The organism is Desulfurella sp. (assembly GCF_049977265.1).
Lineage (GTDB): Bacteria > Campylobacterota_A > Desulfurellia > Desulfurellales > Desulfurellaceae > Desulfurella.
The window spans coordinates 1-23,678 of sequence record NZ_JBMFGQ010000027.1 but is presented as its reverse complement, the minus strand read 5'-3'; the positions used below and the strand labels follow the sequence as shown (position 1 = coordinate 23,678).

Below are 23,678 nucleotides of genomic sequence, written 5' to 3'. Positions count from 1 at the left end.
GCAAGGGTGCATTACTTGGTGATAGAATAAGGATGAATTCTCTGCCGCACAAAAATGCCTATATGCGTTCTATGGCAACGAGAATCTCAAATATGTCAGTATCAAAGGCCACACAAAAGATTATTGATTTGTATAAAATGTCTGGTTTTGATTTGATAATCCTGGAAACCGCTGGTATTGGTCAAAGCGATATAGCAGTTATTGATATAGCAGATTACAATATTTACGTGATGACACCAGAATACGGCGCAGCACTGCAGTTAGAAAAAATTAATATGCTTGATTATGCTGATGCAGTAGTGTTAAATAAATACGACAAGGAAAGCGCTGAAGATGCCCTCTATGAAGTAAGAAAACAGTATATGCGAAACCATAAGCTTTTTGATAAAAAATTAGAAGAAATGCCAGTTTATCATACTGTAGCTTCAAACTTTAACGATGCTGGTACGGATTACTTTTTTTATAAACTAATGCAACTTGTAGGTTTAGAAAGCCAAAAATTTTTTGAATCAATTAGTGATGTATCTGTAAATTTTCTAATACCACCTCACAGAAGTCGATATTTGAGCGAAATTGTTTCTAGTGCTAGAGAATACAAAAAAATAGCTAGAAGGCAAGTGGAGCTTGCAAGCAATTTGTACGTACTTGAAGGTACAAAAAAATTACTGCAAAAGCAACTTAATACTTCTATTGAACCAAATGAAGATTCTGATTTTGCAGATTCAAATATTGATGAAAGCTTAAAAAGGGAAAATCTAGAAAAAGCGCTAAATGTGGTAACTCAAGAAATACAAAAAATAAGTTCACAGCTTGATACACAAACAATAAGAATGATAGAGAATTGGAACAATCTTAAAGAAATTTATTCACAAGATTTTCTTGTTTCTAAAATAAGAGACAAGGAGTTAAAGTATGAATTGACAAGCAAAACTTTATCTGGTAACAAAATACCAAAGATATCTTTGCCAAAATCAAACGATTATGGTGAGATTGTAAAATTCCAATTGTTAGAAAATGTACCTGGTAAATTTCCCTATACAGCAGGTACTTTTCCTCTAAAAAGGCAAGATGAAAAACCAACAAGAATGTTTGCAGGCGAAGGTACGCCAGAGCGCACAAACAAGCGATTTCACTACCTTTCTGAAGGTCAGCTTTTCAGCAGACTTTCAACTGCCTTTGATTCAATAACCTTATATGGCCAGGACCCGGATTTAAGGCCGGATATTTACGGTAAAATCGGCAACGCAGGAGTATCCATTGCAACGGTTGACGATGCAAAAAAACTCTACAGCGGTTTTAATTTATGCGATCCTAACACATCGGTTTCTATGACAATAAATGGGCCAGCACCTATGATGCTTGCAATGTTTTTTAATGCTGCAATTGATCAACAGGTAGAAAAATACTTAAAAGAATCAGGTAAGTGGGGTCAAGCCCAGGATAGGATAGATAGCTATTATAAAAAATTAAATGTTGAACGTCCTATATATAATAAGGCTTTTGGTGTTAAAGATGCTGATGAAAACCATCTGGGTTTGGGCTTATTTGGCATAAGTGGAGATTTGGTTATTGATAAAGCTACATATGAAGAAATAAAAAAATATACTCTAAATGTGGTCCGTGGTACAGTACAGGCAGATATTTTAAAAGAAGATCAGGCTCAAAACACATGTTTGTTTTCAACAGATTTTTCGCTAAAACTTATGGGCGATATGCAGCAATACTTTATAGATAATGCTGTCAAAAATTACTACTCTGTATCGATATCTGGATACCATATTGCAGAAGCAGGAGCTAACCCTATAACTCAGCTTGCTTTTACTTTGGCAAACGGTTTTACCTATGTTGAGTATTACCTGGCACGTGGTATGAAGGTTGATGATTTTGCGCCTAATTTATCGTTTTTCTTTTCAAATGGTCTTGATATAGAGTATTCTGTTATCGGTCGAGTGGCTCGACGTATTTGGGCTATTGCTATGAAAAACAAATATTCTGCAAACGAACGCAGCCAGAAACTAAAATACCACATACAAACATCGGGCAGGTCGCTGCATGCAATGGAAATAGCTTTCAATGACATAAGAACAACACTCCAGGCTTTGACCGCCATTTACGATAATTGTAACTCTCTTCATACAAATGCTTATGATGAAGCAATTACGACTCCTACAGAAGAATCTGTTAGAAGGGCGTTGGCTATTCAAATGATAATAAATTACGAGTTTGGAATGGCAAAAAACGAAAATCCTCTTCAAGGTTGTTACATTATAGAAGAATTAACTGACTTGGTAGAAGAAGAAGTGTTAAATGAGTTTGAAAGACTTTCAAAAAGAGGCGGTGTGCTTGGAGCAATGGAATCAAGGTATCAAAGAAACAAGATCCAGGAGGAATCTCTATACTATGAGAGACTTAAAAATACTGGAGAGTTGCCAATTATAGGTGTAAATACATTTGTAAATGATAAATATATACAAGAAGATAAAATTGAACTATCAAGGTCAACAGAAGAAGAAAAGAAGTGGCAACTGGACAACTTAATTGCATTTCAAAAGCGCAATGAAGCGTTCTCAAAGCAATATCTGGATAAATTAAAATATATAGCTCAAAGTAACGGTAATATATTTGAAGAACTTATGGAAACTGTAAAGTACGCATCACTGGGTCAAATTACAAATGCTTTATTTGAAGTAGGCGGCAAATACAGAAGGAATATGTAATTTTTGTAAGGAGTTGAAATGGAAAGTTTAATTTTTGGGATTGTGCTTTTAGCAAGTATAGGTTATTTTTTCTATCGCGTAAATTATTTATACTCACTACTTAAGTTTGGTCAAAAAGAAAACCGTTTTGATAACCCTTTTGAGCGCCTAAACAGTGCTGTAAAAAATGGTCTGTTGCAAATGTGTCATTTTAAAGTAAACGATAAGGATATAAACTACGCTGGCATTATGCATGCGCTAATTTTCTTTGGGTTTGTGGTTTTGGTTTTTGGCGAAATAGAGCTAATTATAAAAGGTTTTATACCATCTTTCAGTTTTAGCTTTTTAGGAGTTTTGTACCCTATCTATCTATTTTTGGAAGATTTATTTGCATTTTTGGTGCTTGTAGCTATTGTTATGTCTTTAATAAGGCGATTTGTATGGCACCCAAAAAAGCTCAATTATCATTTCAGTGCATATTTGATACTTATTTTTATTACTATATTAATGCTTACATTACTTTATATGGCAGCGCTTGAGATGGCTAAGGCTAATCAGATAAATCCATATGAACCATTTGCTTCTATTGTATACAGGTTGCTTAATATTAATTCATACAATGAATTAGCCTACCATATAGCTTTTTGGGTGCACATGATTGTTTTACTAGCATTTTTGGATTTTATACCAAACTCAAAGCATCTGCATATTTTAGCAGGCATACCCAATAATTATTTTGTAAACTTAGGGCCTTCAATGGCTTTAAGAGATCTTAACTTTGAAGATGAAAATGTGGAGAGTTTTGGTGTAAAAAATATAAATGAGCTTACATGGAAGCAATTGCTAGACGGTTATGCTTGCACTGAGTGTGGAAGATGCGCTCAGGTGTGTCCTGCAGCAAATACAAACAAGGTTCTTGTCCCAAGAGAAATTATACTTGGCATAAAAGAAAATCTATTTCATAACGCTCAAAATTTATTTAATAAAAAAGAATTAATACCTATAGTTACAAATGAATTACCCAAAGATAACCCCCATGGGTACTATGAATATGGCTTTACAATTCCAGATAAAGCGCTTTGGCAGTGTACCACATGTGGAGCCTGTCAAAATGTATGTCCTGTTGGAAACGAGCATATTAGAGACATGATTGATTTAAAGCGTTATGCAGTTTTAACTCAAGGTGAGTTCCCAGAAAAACTTGTGCCTATTTTCAACAACATTGAAACAAACTCAAATCCATGGGGCATTAATGCAGACTACAGGCTAGACTGGGCAAAAGGGCTCGATGTAAAAACCATAGATGAAGTACCAGATGCAGAAGTTTTATACTTTGTGGGTTGCGCCAGTTCTTTTGATGATAGGAGCAAAAAGATTGCCCAGAGTTTTGTTAAGGTTTTACAAAAAGCCAATGTAAAATTTGCTGTTCTTGGCAAAAAAGAAAAATGCTGTGGTGATAATGCAAGACGACTTGGCAATGAGTATTTGTTCTACAACCTTGCATTAGAAAATATAGAAACTTTTAAATCCTACAATGTAAAAAAAATAGTTACTACATGCCCACATGGCTACTATACACTAAAGAATGAGTACAAAAAGCTTGGAGGGGAATTTGAAGTTCTACATCACAGTCAGTTTATAGGCCAACTGTTAAAAGAAGGAAGAATTAAGTTGTCAAATAAACTAAACCAGACTGCCACATTCCACGATTCTTGCTATTTGGGCAGGCACTCAAATTTATATCAACAGCCCAGAGAAATTTTATCACAAGCTGGACTAAAGCTTTCTGAAATGAAAAATGCCTTTTGCAATAGTTTTTGCTGTGGTGCAGGCGGAGGCATGATGTGGCTTGAAGAAGAAGGAACACGCATGAATAAAGTAAGAACCAATCAGGCTATTGACACAAGTGCTTCAAATATAGTAACTGCGTGTCCGTTTTGTATGATAATGTTGGATGATGGTGTAAAAGATTTATCAAGGGATGATATTAGCGTGCTTGATATAGCGCAAGTGGTTGAAAAAAGCATGGCTTGATAATTGCCAAAAGCGAGTTATCTTGTATAACAAGGAGGTTTTGCTTATGTCAAAAAAAATATTAATGCTTGTTGGAGATTATGTAGAAGATTATGAAGTTATGGTACCATTTCAAATGCTACAGATGGTTGGTTTAGAGGTTCATGCTGCTTGTCCAAACAAAAGAGCACTTGAGTTTGTTAAAACTGCGATTCATGATTTTGAAGGTGACCAAACATACTCAGAAAAACGTGGACATAATTTTATGTTAAACTGCACATTTGAAGACATAAAAGAAGATAGCTACGATGCACTTGTGCTTCCAGGTGGTAGGGCACCAGAATACATAAGACTAAATGATAGAGTAATTGAAATTGTAAAACATTTTGCTCAAAATAAAAAACCTATTGCGGCTATTTGTCATGGTCCACAAATTTTGATTGCAGCAGATGCGGTTTCTGGATACGAGCTTACTGCTTATCCAGCATTAAAACCAGACATAATAAGAGCTGGTGGCAAATGGCTTGACCCAAACCAAACTTTTTCAAATGCGTATGTTGATAGAAACTTAGTTACAGCACCAGCCTGGCCAGCTCATCCTGAGTGGATAAGAAAGTTTCTGGATGTACTTGGTGTTAAAATTACTTTTTAAAAGTGTATTGTAAAAGTGTTTTTTTGACAAAGCCTGTAAAAAGGGCTGAGTTTTACATTGGAGGAGATTCTTCATTTGCTTTTGTTTTTTTCTTAAAGCGCAAAACGAAGAATCTCCTTTGTCTTAAATACACAAAGTTGCAAAACTGTTGTATGAGAACTAAAATTTTACAGATAAACTTGCCACTACACTAAAAGGTGCACCTACTTGATATGTAGTTTGGCTATACATTGAAAAGTTTGAGTCTGGTGCATTTATTGCACTTATATAACGTCTATTCAGCAAATTTGTAAAATCAAGACTAAATAAAATTTCTTTTAATTTCCATAGATTTTTTTGCTCATAACTTATATTAAGGTTTGCAAGAAATACTGATGGTACTTCTTGTGTATGCATCAGATCGCCATAACGTTTTGACATATAACTAAAATACGGCGTAAAAGAAAAATGATCAAATTTGTATGTAAAACCTGCTTTGAGAATATTTTTGGGCACGTTTATTATTTGTTTTCCTTTTACATCATAATAGTTATTCATAAAAGAAACATTTTGCGTATAATAAAACCTATTGTAGCTATAATCTGCAAAAATAAGTAAATCTTTAAACGGAGTATATCCTGCTGCCAATTCAAAACCATATGATTTTGCTTTTGCAGTGTTGGCTGGCATTTCTGCTATTGTATTGTTGTTAACTTTTATTGGTGCATATGTACCAATGTTTTTTACATCACTGTAAAATACTGTGGGATAGAAATAAACATTATTATTGTTGTATCTTAAACCTATATCAAAGTTGTCTGATGTTGTCATTTTAAAGTATTTATCCCATAGGGATTGCAAAGTAACACCTTTTTTTTCAAAAACTACTTTGTTTTGAGCAAAAGAAGGCCATAAATTAAAGTTTGGTGCTTGAAAACTTTTGCCATAGTTTGCATATAAATTGATATAATCGTTTAGCTGGTAATTTATGCCAATGTATGGCAAATACTGCCTAAAAATTTTTGCATCGGCTGTTTCAAACTGGTCTTTTTTGGCAAGGCTTATTGCTTGGTTGGCATCTTGAGTAGTTATGCCGTAAGTATTATAGCCATTGATTTGAGCAGTTTTGTACATTAGATATTTTAAGCCGGCATCAACCTTAATTTTTTTTGTTTTTGCTTCTATGTTTATAAAAGGTGAATTTATAGTATGATAGCTGTGATCTGCAAGTATGCCCCATTGTTTAAATACAAGTGTATTATTTTTTGGGACGAAGTTTTCTATTGCATAAGGAGGACCTGGCATTTGTTGCTTGTGAAACCAATATCCCGCACTTATTTTATAATTTTTTGTTATATCCCAATCAAAACTTGAAACTATGCCAAAAATATTGCTATTGTATAAAAATTTTTGTACAAATTCAGAATTATTTGAAGTATAGTAATTATGACCTCTAACTGACCAATAGTAAGGTTTTAAGACAAGCTTTGATGTGTTTGAAGTATTTATAGTAAAACTTGGTAAAACAAAGTAATCTCTTGTATTTACATAATTATAGTTGTAATACAAGGGACTGTTTGGGTTATTGTTGTAATCTAAAGCATAATTTTGGTTTACATTTGAAGCTTGAGAATAGTTTAAGCCTAAGTATGTGTTGTGAAAATCACTATTGTAGCCTAAGTAGAGTTCGAAGTTTAGTAAATTATCAAAATTTTTTGTTAAACCAAACATTACATTTTTGCGCACAAAGTTACCATCGCCTTTCCACTTATTTGCATAAGCTAAAGACGATGAAATGAAAGTTCTAAATCCATTTATATTGCCTGAGTCTAATCTTACAAAACTTTTAGAATAATCATAACTACCAAAACTTTGATTTATTATAGCACCAAGTTTATCCGATGGTTTCTTAATAGTTAAATCAATGATGCCAGGAAAATCACCAAATGAATTGAATCCAATATTGGGCTTTATGGCTCCATCGTAAACTGAAATATTTTGAATATTTTCTAAATCAAATACATTTGAAGTTAAATTTCCTGTTGGACCATTTGGTGTTGGAACACCATTTATGTTTATTATACCAGCTTTTGTACTATCAATGCCCCTTAGTCTTAATGTTTCATCATTGCCGTATGCATCTGGACCTTGAGTATTTACAGATGGAATCATGTTTATTGCATTAAATACAGAATTATTTGATCCAGAAAATGTCTTTATTGCTTTTGTATCTAAATTGTATTGGGTTGTAGTTTGTGTGTCAAGAATTTTTGTATAATCGTTAACCATGAATTTTTTTGAAGCCTCAACAGTAATACCACTTAATTCTAAGGCGTAGGATTTTTGTGCAATTAAACAACAAAAAAGCCCAACAGCAATTAATTTTTTTTTCATATTTTCCTCCTTTGGTTTCGTAAAAATAAATTTATGCTTATAAATTTTTGCAAAAATTATCTCCCTTTAAAATTTTAAAGATAGTGTAGTGTAAAAAGACCTTGGTGGCGTTGCATAACCGTAACCCCATGAAGCATAATAAAACCTGTTAAATATATTTTGAGCGTAAAGGCCAATTTTTGCGTTATTGTTTATTTTGTAAGATAGATTGGCATTAAATACTGTGTATCTTCCAATTTGATGACCAGAATTATCATACATAGTGCTTATGTATTGGCCATTAAGTTGAGCATAGATTCTGTCATAATTAAATGAAAGTGCACCTGATGTGCTATTGTATGGAATGTTGCTTGTCTGACCAAATGGACCATCTGATTGAGTATATGTATCAGAAAGCGATAATTCTAAGTATTTAATGGGTTTGTAAGTTAGAGTTGATTCTACGCCTTTTGATATGGTTTTACTAATGTTTATTGGTATAAAATACTGAGATCTTCCAATTAAAGAAGCATATTTTGTATCTATTAGGTTATCAATTTTTGACCAGAAAAATGAGCTTGATATCTGAAGTTTATCGCCGAAATTTTGAATAAAGCCTATATCAAATGTTTTGGATTTTTCTGGCTGAAGGTTGGGGTTTCCTTTTAAGTAACCAAATCTAAATGGTGCTCCATTAGCATATAAGTCAAACATGCTTGGCGCTACAAAACCAGTACCCCAGTTTGCTTTAAATATAGTATTTGTTGGTTCAAAGTAATAGTTTGCCCCAAGCTTATAAGTAAAGGTGTTGCCAAATGTTTGATAGTGATCTTCGCGGGCACTTGCCTGCAAGTTTAGATTTTGTATGGTTTGTAAAACCTCTAAAAAGGTACCTGCATGTTCTCTTGATACATTAATTTGCGGTGTGTAATCGTATATTGCCCTATCTTTGCCATAGTCTACACCAAGGACGATTTTTGTTGTGGGTGCAACATTGTAACTAAAATTAAGACTTGCACCATAAGTGCGGCCTTTCCACGGTGCGCTTGATGGCGAGTAGTAATAACTATTATTTTGCATGTAGTGAGTTTCAAAGTTTAATGTAGCTTTTTCAAATTTTTTCTCAACGTTTAGTTTTGTAAAATAATAATCAACTTCATGCCTTGATGATTGAGCTAATGGTGTGAGATTTGAAGGTGCGGAGTTATTGGGACAAACAGGATTGTCTTTGGAATATTTGCATATATCAGTATAATTTGTACTTTTATATGAGTCTGTTATGAGATTTGCACTTAGACCATCGCCAAAATCGTAACCTAAATTACTATAAAATGAGTATTTGTGATAGCCATCTCTTTTGCCACCTTGCGAATATGTGTGTGTTTTATAATTATACGAGTAAGTTTGTGGTATTCCTGTTGTGTCATATGCAGAACCTGCTACATAAAAATTGAACTTTTTAATCTCGCCAGAGAGTGCCAAATATTCTTTAGTTGTACCAAAAGAACCGTATGTTTGATTGTAGTCAATATGGGGCTTGCCTTTGCCTTTTTGGGTTATAATGTTTATAACACCGCTTGCTGCATTTGCACCCCAAAGACCACTTTGGGCACCTTGAAGTATTTCTATTCTGTCAATATTATCTGGCATAATTGGCCCAAGATTGAAATGTGGAAATGGATAATAGGGACTCATGATACTAACTCCATCCATCATAACTTTTGGGCTTACCGGAATTCCTCTTATAAAAGCCATCGTTTCACCACCAATACCACCACCTTGTTCTACTGATACACCTGGTAATTGATTAAGCATATAACTTAAAAAGAGATTACCATTATCTTCCATTTTTTGTTTAGTTAAAACCTGGATATAAGTAGGTGAATCTTCTATTTTTTGATTTACTTTCGATGCACTTACTACAATTGTATCTAAATTTACTGCAAGGGCATTTTGAAATAAAGCAAGACAAAATACTGATGTTAAAATAAATTTTAACTTTAACTTCATATACTCCTCCTAAAAACCAAAAGAATTTAATATTTGTTTTGATCGTTTTGAATTTATTAAAAAATCAAAAAACTCCTGTGCTTTTTTGTTGTCTGGCGATAGTAAGGCACATTTTTGAATAACTGGAAAATAGCTATTTTCTAATATTTTAAAGTTGTTATCTTTTAGTGCGCTTTTTACAAAAGAAATAGGCAAAAAAGCAACCTGGGCAATGTGCTCTAATACAAGTCTTGATACTTCAAATGGACTTTTACCAAACAGTAGATTGTTTTTTACTAAATCCATTAGTTTTGTATTTTCTAAATACTCAAAAGCCGCTTTACCGTAAGGCGCAATGTTTGGATCTGGAAGAGCTATTTTTGCAGTAGAAATCTCTGGTATTTTATTTTCAAAAGACCACAGGCAAAGTTTTCCTTTTGCATAAACTTCACTTGCGCTTGCAAGATTCAAAGAAACTAAATCATCAGCACTTTTTTCATCGGCGCTTAAAAAAATATCGTACTTTTTTCCTTTTAAAATCTCTTGATAGTATACATTACAGTTTTCTCCTATAGTTAATTCAAATGAAACCGATTTGTCTTCAAAATTATCTATAATTTCTTCTATAATGCCACTTAAGTTTGGTGCACATGCAATGCTAACAGTTTCCATAAAACCTCCCAGTGTATAAAAATTTATATAACGAATACAAAAAATTACCCAATACCCGTATAAAATGATTTATTCAACGGTGTATATTTTTTGTTGTTAAATAAAAAATATTTACTTTCAATATTAAAATTGTAAATATGAGGGTAAGCGACATTGGCAATATACATTAATCCAAAAATCCATTCAACGCTACCAAAGTCCCACCCGAAAGGTAATTTATAAACTTTTTTATATTTTGTGGCATTAATATTAATATTATGATTTTGACAGTAATCAATAAAATCTTCAGTTTTGCATGAAATAAAACCTGAGATAAAAACGATATCTGGATTGTATGAGATAAGAGTTTCTTTGGATATATTTATACCAGGTTTTCCTTCTTTTTCTAATTTTAAAACTTCAAGGCCAACAAAACTTGCCAGTTTATTTTCAAATCTATGCGTATTTAGAGCAAAAATAGGAGTGCCCATTACATAATAAGATTTTAATTTTTTATCAATTTTTTTGCGTTTTAGCTTAATATCATCTAAAATTTCTTTGTAAAAATCAATTAGTTTTTTTGGGTTTGCATTTGAAAGTTTTGCAAGCAGTTCGACTATATCAAAATAATTTTCAAGATTTGAATTTATGTCATCTTGCGTTTCATGAAAAAAATTAAGGAATGTTTTGTCTTTTAGAATTTCAGTAATAACACTGGCAATGGTTTTTTTATCTGTTACATTAAGTGCATTTAATATACCAATTACCATCTCAAGGGCTCTTGTGATCCTGTAGCCACCAAAAAATCCGTCCTCTTCATAATCTTTTTTCGATATATCACCTATTATGCAGTTGGGCTTTCCTTTTATTGAAATGATATGTGCTCCCATTGGACCATAAAAGCTGCGCTTAATGTCAAAATTATCTGAATTTGTATCTAAATACTTTGTACCAGGTGAGTTAAATAAATAAACATAATCTAAATGTTTTTTTAGTTCTTCTACCAAATTTTCAGATTCTTTAATTGATGGCTCAAGCTCACCCGAGGCTTTATCAAAAGGTATAAAACGCATAATTTGCAGTGGTATTTGCTTTGATAGTTTAGATAAAAATTTTGCAACATTTATAAGTTCATTTTCAACTCCTTTTGAGTAAACAATAGAAACTTCAAAATATACATTGTTTTTGAATAGATAAACAATATTCCTATATACTGGTTTTGAATCTGGTGCTTTGCAAAACTTTCGGTAAGTTTCTTTAGTGTATCCTTTTAAGCCTACATTAACAAAATCCAGGTATTTGATTAATTGAAATAGCGATTCTTTTGTGTAGTAAAGATTTGTAGATATACCAAATAACAATTTGTTTTCTTTGGCAATTTTAGCTAGCTCAAGCAAGCTAAAATAGTGCATGGTAGGTTCGTTTATACCAAAGCTTATGCCTTTGCAATTTTCTTCAAGTGCTTTTTGTACAATTTCTTGTGCACTGAGTTTTTTAAAAGCATTTTTATATATATCAATGTATTTTACAAAAATATTAGATACACAACCTTCGCATTTAAAATTACAACCTACGCTTCCAATCTGCAAAAATTTGTGGTTTACAAAAAAATGCAACATTGGCTGTGTTTCTATTGAAATAGGATTTACAAATAAGTACGAATTCTTAAAACGTTCTGTGATTTGACCATTTATATTTTGATACATACCGCATGATCCTATTTTTGAATTTTCAATATTGCACCTAAATTCACAGATGTGACATTTCACAACTTTTACTCCTTTGTTATGATTATCCAGAAACCACTTTCATCATTTATGATTGAATAAGTTTTAATATTTGAGTTGTTCATTATATTTTTTATTACTTCAGGGTTAGTCTGTTTAAGACGTTCTTTAACCTGATTGTGCCAGTTTGGATTTTTCTCTGACATGATCTTAAATATTTTTTCTTTCATGTCTTTATTACCAAAGCCACCACCAATGTATGTTATGCCACCTTTTTTTAAAATTCTATAGATTTCTCTGAAGCCTTTATCTTTATTTTCCCAAAAAAACATTGAACCCCTGCTTATAATTAAATCGGCAAAGTTACTGCTAAACGGCAGAGCTTCTACGTTTGAAACAATCGGCAAGATAGTTTTTTTGTTTTCTTTTTCGATGAATTGTTTTGCACTAAATGCCATATCAAACTCTAAGTCAACAGCAAAAATTTGAAAATTTCCAAAATTATATAGGTTTCTTGATAAAATAGCGCTTCCACAGCCAATTTCTACTACAGTGCCACTTTGTTTTTTAAATAGTTCAAATATGTTTTGGGCTATTTGTGGGTATATATCCTTAAAGACATTTTCTGCTATATCGACAAAGCTTGCATATTTACTCATATAAACTCCAATGGCGTAATGAATAGCTTGCCGTTGTTATTTATAACTGTAATTTTTGTTTCGTATAGCTCACTTAAATTTTGGGCATTCATTATAGATTTTACTGGACCAAATTTAAGCAAAGAGCCATTTTTTATCATTATTACAATATCAGAAATCCATGCAGCAAGGTTTGGATCGTGAAGCGTTATTATTGCTGTTAAATTGTGTTTTTTTATGAGATTTTTTATAAGATTTAATATAGCATATTGGTTTGAAAAATCTAAATGATTCGTTGGTTCATCAAAGAGCAAAATTTTAGCTTCTTGCGCGAGAGCTTGTGCTATTAAAACAAGCCTTTTTTGACCACCGCTTAATTGTGTAAAAGGCTTATTAATAAGGTTTTGCAAACCAACGAGTGATATTGCTTTTTTGGCAATCTTGATATCTTCTTTTGAAGGTTGGTTTAACATGCCTACATTATGGGCTCTTCCTGTTAAAACTATATCGAAAACGCTAAAAGAAAAAGAAACTTCATTTTCCTGGGCGAGGTAGGCAATTTTTTTTGCAACATTTTTAATACTCAAATTTTCTAAATTTTCATTTTCTATTAAAACAGTACCTTTTTTTGGTTTTAATAATTTGTCCAATATTTTTAATAGTGTACTTTTACCAGAACCGTTTGGTCCAAGTATTGTACATATTGAAGATTCACTTATGCTAAAAGCTATATTTTTTAATATATCTACATCATAAGAGAAATTTAAATCTTTTGCTTCTATCATAGGCGTTTTTGTTTTTTATAAAGCCAAGCAAAAAATGGAGCACCCAAAAGCGATGTTAAAATTCCAACAGGTATTTCTCCAGAAATTAAACTGCGCGCTAGATCATCTATAATTACCATAAATATACCACCAACAAAAATGCTTGTGGGCATGACGTTTCTATTATCACTGCCAGAAATCAAGCGTGAAATGTGCGGTATAATAAGCCCAACCCAACCTATTATGCCAACAACAGCTACACTTGCTGCTGTTGTTAGGGTTGACAAAAGTATGATTATTTTTCTCAAATTTATTATATTTACACCTAAAGATTTTGCTTCATCATCGCCAAAAGCTGCAATATTTAACTGCCATCTTAAAAGGTATAAAAAAACTACGCATATGCCAATTATAATAAATGCACCCCATGCGCTAAAGCTTACATTTGCAAAACTACCCATTAACCAGAAAACAATCTGGGGCAATTGATTATTCGGATCAGCAAGATACTTTATAATACCCAAAAGTGCAGTAAAGAAAGAACCAACAATAATTCCCGATATTACAAGGTTTAATACAGGTAAATCTTGCTTTGATTTTGCAAGAAAAAATGCTATATAGACTGCTATTGTTCCAAACACAAAAGCAAAAATTTCAATAAAGTAAAAATGATTTAGCGTAAGTATAGCTAAAGCGGCGCCAAAAGCAGCACCGCCTGATACACCCAAAATGTCGGGCGAGACAAGAGGGTTTTTAAACATAGCCTGATATGCACTTCCAGCTGCACTAAGCCCAGCACCGACAAAGTATGCAAATAACACTCTGGGCAATCTTATATCTAATACAATTGTTGAGTCAATTGATGCCTTAGGATTAAAAAAGCACTTAACCACATCAATGGGTGCAATTTTGTATGGTCCAACACCTAAAGATACAACAATAACAACAAATGATAAAACAATTAAAATAGTGTTTTTCAATTTTTTAGTCCTATAATGTGAATTTCATCGGGGTTTATATTCCAGAAAGTTTTATAATAATAATCTGCTTGTGATTTGAGGTTAAGAGATTTAAAACGTTGTGGATGCAAAAGTTTTGCGCACCAGAGAAGACCAAGAGGTGCTTTTTCTGGAGCAAACCAGTTTGAGTAGAGACTTCCACCATCCTGCGGTACCAAATACACTCTTTTGTGAATGATAGCAGCTACATAGCGTAAATCTTTGTCGGCGTATATGTTTTGAATTGTTTTTTTATTTCCACTGCCAAGTAGTATAAAGTCTGGTTGCCACTTCAGGATATCTTCTTTTGATATTTGGCCAAATTTACCCTTTACATTTCTAGATACACTTATACCACCAGCTTTTTGTATAATATCATTAACTAGTGTATCAAATTGTCCACCAGAGGTTAGTTTGTTGCCTTTAGGCCCTTGATAACTCAAATATAATACTTTTGGTTTTTCTTTTATACCATTTAGATGACTTTCTACATATTCTACTGTATGTTTATAATAGGAAATTAACTTTTGGGCATCTTTAACATGATTTGTAGCCTCACCTAGACTATTTATGCTTTGATACAAGTCGTTTAAATTTCCAAAGCAAGCGCTAAAGCCAATAACAGGTATGCCCAATTTTTCAAATTGTTCGTTGTCTGCTTGCATATTTACATTAACAATAAAACCAGGTTTTAGAGCAACTATTTTTTCAATGCTTGGACCAAAAGGGTAACCAACGTCAGTAACTTTTTTCAAAAAATCTGGCATTTTCTTTAAAATAAGTTGACCACTAAAATAAGGCACAGCATTTCTACCCATGCCTGGGTACCCTACAAGACCATCTGAAGCATTAATCATAAAAACAAAAGGTAAAGCCTGTGGAAAAAGCACAACAAAACGATCTGGATTTTTAATTTCAATTTTCTTCCCAAAATTGTATACTGTAATTGTTTTAGACCAGGCACTTGGCAAAAAAACCAACAGGGCAAATAAAACTACAAAAATTTTTTTCATTTTTCCCCCTTGTTTTAGCGAAGTATATATAAATACATATCGATTGTCAAGAAAGATTTTTTACTCAAAAAATTTGAAATTTTTTGCTTGCTTTTTTAAGCTGAATTTTATAACTTATCATAAGATAGCTGGGTAATTATACTTTAAGTGAAATTGCAAATTGTTTTTAAAAAGGAGGCTTACTTGGTAGTTAAATTTAGAATAAAGTTGCTAGATTGTACTAAAATAACAACAAATTATCGCAAAAATTTTGTTTCTTTAATTAAAGAGGCTTTTAATCGAAGCGGAAATGAAAAACTAAAAAATTTAAACACCATTACAAAACAAAAGCCGTTTACTTTTTCAGTTAAATTTTCTGTAAAAAATTCTAATGATAATCAATTAGAGCTTGAAAATAGCGTATTTGATTTTTATTTTTCAACAAACGATTATTTGATTTTGATGTCGGTTTATAATTTTATAATTAGTCATTTAAATGACTACAATATTTTTGCAAGTTGCAAGAATATTTTAGTTAAAGTAATGCTACTAAATAAGCCAACAATTGACAAAGATTCTGTTGTATTTAAAACTTTAAGCCCAATAGTTGTGCGCGATATGATAAATAAAAATGGTGATAAAACATTAAAATTTAGTGATGAAGGTTTTATATATAACTTAAAACTTTCAATAAAAAGCCAGATAAAGGCTTTTATGTGCCAGGATGTTGATCAAAACAGTATTGGTATAAAGGTTTTAAAAATGAAAACAGATAATATAAATAGTTTTGGTAACAATAAAAACTCTTATGGTTTGTATGCAAATAGTGGATTGCTTGAGTTAAATTTAAAGTCCGAATATTTACAGCTTTTGTATGACATAGGTGTTGGTGCAAAAAGAAGCCAGGGTTTTGGCATGTTGGAGAAAATATTATGATTGAAGTAATGGATTTTAGCCAAAAAGAAAGAATTTACTTGAGGGATTGGTATTATAATGCTGGCATCGTTGGTTTTTTAAAGGTAATTAGCGATGGTAACTTAGATACTGATAGGTTAAAAGATTTTGGCGATAAATTATATATTGGCGAGGATTATATTGAGTTTGATTTAAGTATTCTTGATAATTTTGAAGAAAAATTTTACAGACAGATTTTTTTGAAATATTTTGATTTAAAACAATATCAAACTTACATAAATACGGCATTGAAAGACGAAAAAAACAATCAAGCTAACAAAATATCAAAAATTTTAAAAGAAATAGATAAATATCCTTTTAAGGGCTTATATAGTTTTTTAGGCTATTCATTAGAAACTTACGATGATATTGTAAATTACAAGGAAAAAATAAATGAACTTACAAAAGAACAAATTTACGATAAAGTAAAAGATACGACTTTTGCCACTGATTTTATTGAAAAGGCCACAAAAGGCATAGTTGGAATTTCTAATTTAAATAAATATTTAAAAAGCGCAAGAGATGTCTCATTTAAATTAAGAAAAAATACCAATAAACTCTGTATATCTTGTCAAATAAGAAAAAGAGAATTTGATTTGACCAATGCAATATCAAATATTATAGGATTCAATTCAGACAATTCTAACTGGGTTTGGGGTTTTGATAGCAATAAAGTTAAGTTATGTTCAATTTGTTCGCTGATATATTTGTGTGCAAGCGTGAGTTTGGTATTTCACAAAAAAGGCAGTAACTATAAATATTGTTTTTATTTTATTAATCACAACAGAAGCATTAGAAAGCTAGTAGATAGCTATAATGGTTTTCAGGGGCAAGTTAATATAAAAGTTAACAATAAAGAAATTTACCCTATAATGGTAAAAGAAGCTGTTAAATTCGTTAAAGAAGAACAAGCTAGTCAAACACTGCAAAATATTTCTTTTATTGAGATACAAGAAAATAATATGGGAGGTCAAAGCACCAAAAGTTATAATGTTTACTCTTTTTCTTTGACAAAAAAGCTTGCGGAATTTATAGATCACAATATTGAAAAAATACCAAAGGGTTTTTATTTTATAAAAAAAGATTATTTCGATATTGAATATGAAATTTTAAAGAAAACGATAGAAAGAAATCTTAACTATAATGACATTGACAAATACTTTAGAATGTATTTTTCCTCTAAGAGTAACAATTTTGTAAAGTTTAACTCAAATATTTACTCTATTGTTGACTACATTTTAAAGTATATATCGTATATATTTTTAGGAGGTATGATGGATTTAGAAAAAATTTCTAAAAAAGGTTTTGTAAATGGCAAGCAGCTCAGAGAACGACTTGGTAAAGAAAAAGAAAACCAAATTAACGGTCTTGCTTACCAATTCTTAAATGATTTGAAGGTGGGCGATAGGGATAAGTTTTTAGACAAATATCTTAGGGTTTCTATTTCAAATCAGATGGAATCTCGCTTTGGTCAAGATGAAATGAACAGCAAAGAGGCTTTTTTGCACTTTGGTTACAGTTTTATAAATGGACTATTAAATACTTATGAAAATAATTCTAATAAGGAGAATAAAAATGAATAACGGTTATTTACACTTTGGCGTAGTTTTTAAGGCAGCAAACTTAAATTATGGGGAAAGCATAGGAAACATAATGTCACTAAAAAAATTGTCTGTCGAAGAAAAAACCTTTTCCTACATTAGCAGACAAGCCCTCAGGTTTGACATAGTAAGAATATTAGAAGAAGAATGCAACTATAATAAAGCTGAAATCGATAAAGCACAAGGCGTTGTTCAGTTTTCGAAAGATTCCACAATTGACAAATATCCAGAAATAGATTTTTTTGGTTATATGAAAACTGAAAAGAAAAAACAGACTAAAAAAGATGAGGCAAGCCAAGAAGAAGAAAAGGAAGCTAAAACTAAGATAAGAAAAGCAGTAGTAAGGCTTAGTGATGCAATAAGCTTAGAGCCATTTTATAACGAAATTGATTTTTCTACAAATATGGGACTTGCAAGCAGGTCAGCTTTAGATAATGATATATACCAAACAGAGATTCACAAAAGCTACTATACATACACCATTACAATTGATTTAGACAAAGTCGGCGTTGACGAAAACGATAAAATCTACCTTGAAAACGAAGAAAAAGTTAAAAGGCTAAATGCCCTATTGTATGCTATTAAAGTGCTAAATAGAGATATAAAAGGCAAGAGAGAAAACCTATCGCCATTATTTATCATTGGCGGTATATACTCAAGCGGAAACCCGTTTTTTTATAACCAGATAAAATTATCATTTTCAAAAGATGGTATTATGATTAATGATGATATTATAAATGCTGTTTTACAAACAAGGATGTTTAATGGCGAAACAGTTGAAGATAAGACATATTTAGGCTTTGTGCCAGGATATTTTAATAATATTGACAAAATATCTCTGCAGGTTAATAAGAAAATGGGTACAGAAAGCTTTTTTGAGGCACTAAAAAACGATATATCAAACTATTATAAGGTTTAGTTATGATTGCCTTAAAGTTGCAATTGTATCAAAATATGGTCAATTACAGAAAAGAAAACAGCTTTGGGTATATCCAAAGCTACCCGTTGCCCACGCCATCAATGGTAAGAGGTATGGCTCATAGTTTATTGGGTTTAAAAGAATACAAGCCGTTAAGAATATCTATACAGGGCGATTTTGATAGCGTTTGTACCAATGTGCAAAAAGTTATTAAATTTGACCGAGATCCGAAAAACAGACCAGGTAATCCTTATAAAATAATATTAGGCACAACGCTAAAGACAGCAACACACAGTATTGCATTTGTAGATTGTTTGGTTAATTGCAAACTTTTATTGCATATAGCTTTTGATGACGAAGAATTGACAAAAAAACTATATGAAAAAGTACTTTCAAATACTGTTATTTTGGGAAGAAATGAAGATATTGCAAGGGTTGACTTTAACAAAACAAAAATAGTTCAAATTACTCAAGACGAGGAGGTTGAACTAAAATATCCAATATATCTGGATACAAAAATTACAAAAGAAAACCAGTTGGTGGGCACACATTATAAGTTGCCATTTTATTATGAAAATGTATCTGGTTTTGACGATTTGCGTATTTTTAAGTTTGTCGATTGTGTGTATGTATCAAAAGGAAAGATAGATAATCTTTATGTTGATGAAGATAATGATGCTGTTTGTTTTCTTGGGATAAGTTAGATGTATGATTTGCTTAAAAAATACTATGCAAAATCAGATCCACTCATAACAATCTTTCAACACAATGAAGACCTAAAAAACAGATATTATCAATTAAAACCCTATTTGCCAAAAGAAAAAGTTGAGCGGTACGAAGATGTGATTATTAAAATCATAGAATATCATGATTTAGGCAAAATGAATAAAAAGTTTCAAAATAAAGTTATAGGCGGTAAAAGAGCATCCGATGAAATACCTCACGAGTGGTTGAGCATTGCTTTTGTTAACAAAGATTTTAAAAAATGGCTAAAAAAATTTAATAACGATGATATCAATCTATACACTCTTTTTTGTTATGTTATTGCATACCATCATAACAGAAGTAAGGATTTTTCAATAGACGAACTAAAAAATGCAATAATTAACGATATGCCAAAAGACATTCCAAGCAACCTTTTAAACAACAACTACGATATAGAAAGCGATTTTAAATACAAAATTAACGAATTTTTTAGTGATTATTTTGAAGATTTGATCTTTTTTAAAGGTATATTGCACAAATGTGACTACAGTGCTTCAGCTAACATAGATGTAGAACAACAATATCTTGGAGACTACAATGCAGACTTTTTAAATGGTTTAAAAACCAAAAACATAACATTGAGACCATTTCAAGCTAACGCCGTAAATTTGTCTGATAAAAATGTTATTTTAATAGCATCTACAGGGATAGGTAAAACAGAATATTCTATGAATTGGGCAAATGGCAATAAAGTTTTTTATCTGCTTGGCATAAAGATAGCCGTTAATGCAATGTATGAAAGATTTAAAAAGTTTTTCGGCGATAATGTATCACTTTTGCACGGTGATATAAATTATATGTTAGTTAACGACATAGATGATATAAAAGATTTCGATTTTAAACTTGCAAAAGCCAGACAGTTTAGCTATCCGATAACAGTTGCTACTGCTGATCAGTTAATTGTAAGTGTATTTAAATTCAACGGCTTTGAATTGCACTATTTAACAGCTAGCTATTCAAAAATTATAGTTGATGAAATACAAAGCTATAATCCAGAAACAATTGCCTGTATTGTTGTATTTTTGCAGGAAGTTTCAAAACTTGGTGCAAAATTTTTAATTATGAGTGCAACAATACCACCCTTTGTAAAAAAAGAATTTGAAAAGATTGCATATTTTGAAGAACCGCAATTATTGGATAGAAAAAGGCATAAAATTGAGATTAAAGATTGTTTTATTGAAGAGTATGATTTTTTAGATGTAGATTTTGACAATCAAAAGGTATTGATTATATGTAATACGATTAAAAAAGCCCAATTGATTTACGAAAAACTATTAAAAAAAGGTTTAAATGCAAATTTGCTTCACTCACGCTTTATTAGATTAGACAGGAAGAAAAAAGAAGATGAAATATTAAAGTTTGAAAAAAACAATGTTGGTGGAATTTGGATAACAACACAAATTGTAGAAGCAAGCCTTGATATTGATTTTGATTTATTGTTAACAGAATGTTCAACAATAGATAGTATGCTACAAAGGTTTGGCAGGTGCTACAGAAAAAGAGATTACAGCAAACCAAAGCCAAACATTTTTATTTTCAAATACGATAGTATCTCTAAAAAAGTCTATGACCCAGAACTTTTAGAAAGAACCTACAATGTGCTTGTTGGCTATAATGGCTTATTACTTACAGAAGAACAAAAACAGAATATGATAAACGAGGTGTTTGATAATATTGAACATACAAAATACTACCAATCGTACAATGAGTATAAGAAACTTTTAAAAAGCGGTTTTAGGGCAAATAAAAAAGAATCTCAAGAATTATTTAGAAAAATTACAGATCAATGGATAGTTATACCAAAACCTGTTTATTTAGAAAATGAAGATTTAATAAATGATTATATTAAAAATATTGATTTAAGCAAAGGACTAGAAAAGATTAGACAAAAAGAGAAGTTTTTTGAGTTTTGTGTTAATTTGCCTATTTCAAACAAAAAGAAATCTTTATTACAGGACTTTCCAGTTAAAAGCAATTTTTTGGCTAACTATGATATAAAAATGTTAGACGGTGTAAGTTATGATAATGCAGTGGGTTTGAAATATAATGATGAAGAAGAAATAGACAATATAATATAACATGGATAAGCAGTCAATTTTTATTACAGCAACACAAATAAATTATTTTTTTGTGTGTAAAAGAAAATTATGGCTATTTTCCCACAATATCACCATGGAACACAACAGCGAGTTAGTTGAGTTAGGAAACTTGCTTCATCAAGAATCTTACGCAAAAAAACGCAAAGAAATAGAATTTGATGGAATAAAGATAGATTTTTTTGAAAAGAATAAAGCACTGATTCATGAAGTTAAAAAAAGCAAAGCGATAGAAAAATCTCATGTGTGGCAAATAAAATACTACCTTTACCGTTTAAAAGAGTTAGGCGTTGAAGTGGAAGGTGAAATTGATTACCCATTGCAGAGAAAAAAAGAAAAATTCTCATTAACTGACAAAGACGAAAAAGTAATTTTAAATATTATTTCTCAATTAGAACAAATATTGAATGAACCTTTACCACCGCAAAAAATGGATCAAAGTATTTGCAAAAAATGTAGTTATTACGAGTTTTGTTATGCGTGATTATTATATTTTTAAAAATGGTAGAGTAAAACGACAAGATAATTCAATTATTTTTGAATATATAGAAGATAGTGCTGAAAAGAAAATTCCAATACCAGTTAACGATATAGATTCAATTTACCTATTTGGTGAGGTTGATATAAATACTAAATTGATTAATTTTTTATCTCAAAACAATATTATAATTCATTTTTTTAATTATTATGGTTTTTATACAGGAAGTTTTTATCCCAAAGAGTTTTTATTGTCTGGAGATTTGTTGGTCAAGCAAGTTTTACATTATTATTCAAAGAAAAAAAGAGTAGAATTAGCAAAAGAGTTTGTAAAAGGCGCTATATCGGGAGCTATTTTAAATTTAAAAAGATACAAAGAAAAAATAGATGACCAAATAAATGATTTGCAAAATTTGATGAGGAGCGTTGAAAGCCAATCCAGTGTTTCTATGGTAATGGGAGTAGAGGGCAATGCCAAAGAAATCTATTACAATGCCTTTCCAAAAATTATCAATCAACCTATAGAATTTAAAAAAAGAGTTAAAAATCCACCCGACAATATGATAAATGCGCTGATTTCATTTACTAACAGTCTTGTTTATACTGCTGTGCTTAAGGAAATTTACAAAACGCAACTTAACCCAACAATAGCGTATTTGCATGAACCCAGCACAAGACGATTTTCTTTATCTCTTGACATAAGTGAAATTTTTAAACCAATTTTTGGTGATAGATTAATTTTTGCTTTATTAAATGATGGAATTTTAAAGCAGAACCATTTTGACAAAGATTTAAATTTTGCTTATTTAAAAGAAGAAGGAAGAAAAATTGTAGTTAAAGCTTTTGACGATAAATTAAATGCTACTTTTCATCATAAGGGTTTAGGCAGAATGGTAAGTTATAGAAAATTAATAAGACTTGAGCTTTATAAACTTATTAAACATTTAATAAACGAAGACAGATATAAAAGTTTAAACTTTTGGTGGTAAAAATGTATATTATTGGTGTATATGATATTTGCACTAGTGATGAAAAAGGGCAAGCTAGAGTGGTAAAAATAATGAAAATATTTAGAAAATACTTGCACCATACGCAAAAATCTGTATTTGAAGGAGAACTGAGTGAGGCAAAATTTAAATCTTTGATTATAGAAACAACAAAAATTATTAACAATAGCGAAGATTACTTAATTTTTTATAGAATAGATAATAAAAATAATTGCAAAAGAGAGTGTTTTGGTAAAGACAATGAGCGTATAAATACTATTATCTAAATAAATGCCATATTACATATTCGCGAAAAAATCGCACGATCTTTGATATAAAAATACTATACAAATCAATTTTATTTGCTAAAATTTAATGAGTTTTAGCCCCCAATTATGGGATTTAAAG

General features: G+C 31.1%; 19 protein-coding genes. 11 read left to right on the top strand and 8 right to left on the bottom strand.

All coding sequences use genetic code 11. From position 1 onward, the window contains the following. From ACP5FO_RS06210 to ACP5FO_RS06200, 3 genes are all read left to right on the top strand, one after another. Nucleotides 1–2,717 (top strand): methylmalonyl-CoA mutase family protein (locus ACP5FO_RS06210; RefSeq protein ID WP_428157195.1); only part of this gene is annotated, 2,717 nt, incomplete at its 5' end. 18 nt (nt 2,718–2,735) lie between these two features. Further along, nucleotides 2,736–4,730, top strand: coding sequence for a heterodisulfide reductase-related iron-sulfur binding cluster (locus tag ACP5FO_RS06205; protein ID WP_428157194.1), 1,995 nt, complete (start codon nt 2,736–2,738; stop codon nt 4,728–4,730). Between the two features lie 46 nt (nt 4,731–4,776). Then, the gene (locus tag ACP5FO_RS06200) at nt 4,777–5,361 is read left to right on the top strand and encodes a DJ-1/PfpI family protein (RefSeq protein ID WP_428157193.1); all 585 of its coding nucleotides are present in this window, start codon (nt 4,777–4,779) and stop codon (nt 5,359–5,361) included. A 159-nt stretch (nt 5,362–5,520) separates the two neighbouring features. Here ACP5FO_RS06200 and ACP5FO_RS06195 read toward each other — a convergent pair whose 3' ends face one another. The 8 genes from ACP5FO_RS06195 to ACP5FO_RS06160 all read right to left on the bottom strand — a co-directional run bounded on the left by ACP5FO_RS06195 (nt 5,521) and on the right by ACP5FO_RS06160 (nt 15,493). Further along, nucleotides 5,521–7,734 carry a TonB-dependent receptor gene (locus ACP5FO_RS06195; protein WP_428109963.1) on the bottom strand — a complete coding sequence of 738 codons (2,214 nt, stop codon included), beginning with the start codon at nt 7,732–7,734 and terminating at the stop codon, nt 5,521–5,523. Between the two features lie 66 nt (nt 7,735–7,800). Then, nucleotides 7,801–9,723: a TonB-dependent receptor gene (locus tag ACP5FO_RS06190; protein WP_428157192.1), complete on the bottom strand. Its 1,923-nt coding sequence runs from the start codon at nt 9,721–9,723 to the stop codon at nt 7,801–7,803. A 9-nt stretch (nt 9,724–9,732) separates the two neighbouring features. Then, complete coding sequence (gene modA, locus ACP5FO_RS06185) at nt 9,733–10,374, bottom strand: molybdate ABC transporter substrate-binding protein (RefSeq protein WP_428109950.1); 642 nt, start codon at nt 10,372–10,374, stop codon at nt 9,733–9,735. Between the two features lie 44 nt (nt 10,375–10,418). Further along, nucleotides 10,419–12,122, bottom strand: coding sequence for a radical SAM protein (locus tag ACP5FO_RS06180; RefSeq protein ID WP_272979399.1), 1,704 nt, complete (start codon nt 12,120–12,122; stop codon nt 10,419–10,421). 5 nt (nt 12,123–12,127) lie between these two features. Beyond that, on the bottom strand, nt 12,128–12,739 hold the full coding sequence (locus ACP5FO_RS06175) for a class I SAM-dependent methyltransferase (protein WP_287006825.1): 612 nt from the start codon (nt 12,737–12,739) through the stop codon (nt 12,128–12,130). Then, the gene (locus ACP5FO_RS06170; protein ID WP_025391640.1) at nt 12,736–13,503 is read right to left on the bottom strand and encodes an ABC transporter ATP-binding protein; all 768 of its coding nucleotides are present in this window, start codon (nt 13,501–13,503) and stop codon (nt 12,736–12,738) included. The genes ACP5FO_RS06175 and ACP5FO_RS06170 overlap by 4 nt, the downstream gene beginning before the upstream one ends. Continuing rightward, nucleotides 13,500–14,462, bottom strand: coding sequence for a FecCD family ABC transporter permease (locus ACP5FO_RS06165; protein ID WP_428157191.1), 963 nt, complete (start codon nt 14,460–14,462; stop codon nt 13,500–13,502). Before ACP5FO_RS06165 ends, ACP5FO_RS06170 begins: the two co-directional genes overlap by 4 nt. Continuing rightward, entirely contained in the window at nt 14,459–15,493 is a 1,035-nt protein-coding gene (locus tag ACP5FO_RS06160) for an ABC transporter substrate-binding protein (protein ID WP_428109928.1), read from the bottom strand. The genes ACP5FO_RS06165 and ACP5FO_RS06160 overlap by 4 nt, the downstream gene beginning before the upstream one ends. A 183-nt stretch (nt 15,494–15,676) precedes the next feature. On the opposite strand from ACP5FO_RS06160, the gene cas6 reads away from it, so the two are divergent. Genes cas6 through cas2 form a run of 8 tightly spaced genes read left to right on the top strand, consistent with a single transcriptional unit; the run spans nt 15,677 to nt 23,557 of the window. Next, nucleotides 15,677–16,408 (top strand): CRISPR-associated endoribonuclease Cas6, encoded by a 732-nt coding sequence (gene cas6, locus ACP5FO_RS06155; RefSeq protein WP_428109924.1) that lies wholly within the window; start codon nt 15,677–15,679, stop codon nt 16,406–16,408. After that, nucleotides 16,405–18,009, top strand: a complete 1,605-nt coding sequence (gene cas8a1 / locus ACP5FO_RS06150) for a type I-B CRISPR-associated protein Cas8b1/Cst1 (protein ID WP_428157190.1) — start codon at nt 16,405–16,407, stop codon at nt 18,007–18,009. Before cas6 ends, cas8a1 begins: the two co-directional genes overlap by 4 nt. Further along, nucleotides 18,002–18,946 (top strand): type I-B CRISPR-associated protein Cas7/Cst2/DevR, encoded by a 945-nt coding sequence (gene cas7i, locus ACP5FO_RS06145; RefSeq protein WP_428109918.1) that lies wholly within the window; start codon nt 18,002–18,004, stop codon nt 18,944–18,946. Before cas8a1 ends, cas7i begins: the two co-directional genes overlap by 8 nt. A gap of 2 nt (nt 18,947–18,948) precedes the next feature. Further along, nucleotides 18,949–19,650, top strand: a complete 702-nt coding sequence (gene cas5, locus ACP5FO_RS06140; protein WP_025391646.1) for a CRISPR-associated protein Cas5 — start codon at nt 18,949–18,951, stop codon at nt 19,648–19,650. Further along, nucleotides 19,651–21,789: a CRISPR-associated helicase Cas3' gene (gene cas3, locus ACP5FO_RS06135; protein WP_428157189.1), complete on the top strand. Its 2,139-nt coding sequence runs from the start codon at nt 19,651–19,653 to the stop codon at nt 21,787–21,789. A gap of 1 nt (nt 21,790) precedes the next feature. Continuing rightward, nucleotides 21,791–22,291 (top strand): CRISPR-associated protein Cas4, encoded by a 501-nt coding sequence (cas4, locus tag ACP5FO_RS06130; RefSeq protein WP_428110807.1) that lies wholly within the window; start codon nt 21,791–21,793, stop codon nt 22,289–22,291. Continuing rightward, on the top strand, nt 22,284–23,273 hold the full coding sequence (gene cas1b, locus ACP5FO_RS06125) for a type I-B CRISPR-associated endonuclease Cas1b (protein WP_428110806.1): 990 nt from the start codon (nt 22,284–22,286) through the stop codon (nt 23,271–23,273). The genes cas4 and cas1b overlap by 8 nt, the downstream gene beginning before the upstream one ends. A gap of 2 nt (nt 23,274–23,275) precedes the next feature. Further along, the gene (gene cas2 / locus ACP5FO_RS06120) at nt 23,276–23,557 is read left to right on the top strand and encodes a CRISPR-associated endonuclease Cas2 (RefSeq protein WP_428110805.1); all 282 of its coding nucleotides are present in this window, start codon (nt 23,276–23,278) and stop codon (nt 23,555–23,557) included. Nucleotides 23,558–23,678 lie beyond the last annotated feature (121 nt).

Bases quoted from the DNA above. Each gene is read 5' to 3' on its own strand.
- modA (WP_428109950.1), bottom strand. From the start codon at position 10,374: ATGGAAACTGTTAGCATTGCATGTGCACCAAACTTAAGTGGCATTATA.
- cas4 (WP_428110807.1), top strand. From the start codon at position 21,791: ATGGATAAGCAGTCAATTTTTATTACAGCAACACAAATAAATTATTTT.
- ACP5FO_RS06170 (WP_025391640.1), bottom strand. From the start codon at position 13,503: ATGATAGAAGCAAAAGATTTAAATTTCTCTTATGATGTAGATATATTA.
- cas5 (WP_025391646.1), top strand. From the start codon at position 18,949: ATGATTGCCTTAAAGTTGCAATTGTATCAAAATATGGTCAATTACAGA.
- ACP5FO_RS06160 (WP_428109928.1), bottom strand. From the start codon at position 15,493: ATGAAAAAAATTTTTGTAGTTTTATTTGCCCTGTTGGTTTTTTTGCCA.
- cas8a1 (WP_428157190.1), top strand. From the start codon at position 16,405: ATGATTGAAGTAATGGATTTTAGCCAAAAAGAAAGAATTTACTTGAGG.
- ACP5FO_RS06175 (WP_287006825.1), bottom strand. From the start codon at position 12,739: ATGAGTAAATATGCAAGCTTTGTCGATATAGCAGAAAATGTCTTTAAG.
- ACP5FO_RS06200 (WP_428157193.1), top strand. From the start codon at position 4,777: ATGTCAAAAAAAATATTAATGCTTGTTGGAGATTATGTAGAAGATTAT.
- cas3 (WP_428157189.1), top strand. From the start codon at position 19,651: ATGTATGATTTGCTTAAAAAATACTATGCAAAATCAGATCCACTCATA.
- cas1b (WP_428110806.1), top strand. From the start codon at position 22,284: ATGCGTGATTATTATATTTTTAAAAATGGTAGAGTAAAACGACAAGAT.
- ACP5FO_RS06190 (WP_428157192.1), bottom strand. From the start codon at position 9,723: ATGAAGTTAAAGTTAAAATTTATTTTAACATCAGTATTTTGTCTTGCT.
- ACP5FO_RS06205 (WP_428157194.1), top strand. From the start codon at position 2,736: ATGGAAAGTTTAATTTTTGGGATTGTGCTTTTAGCAAGTATAGGTTAT.
- cas2 (WP_428110805.1), top strand. From the start codon at position 23,276: ATGTATATTATTGGTGTATATGATATTTGCACTAGTGATGAAAAAGGG.
- ACP5FO_RS06195 (WP_428109963.1), bottom strand. From the start codon at position 7,734: ATGAAAAAAAAATTAATTGCTGTTGGGCTTTTTTGTTGTTTAATTGCA.
- cas7i (WP_428109918.1), top strand. From the start codon at position 18,002: ATGAATAACGGTTATTTACACTTTGGCGTAGTTTTTAAGGCAGCAAAC.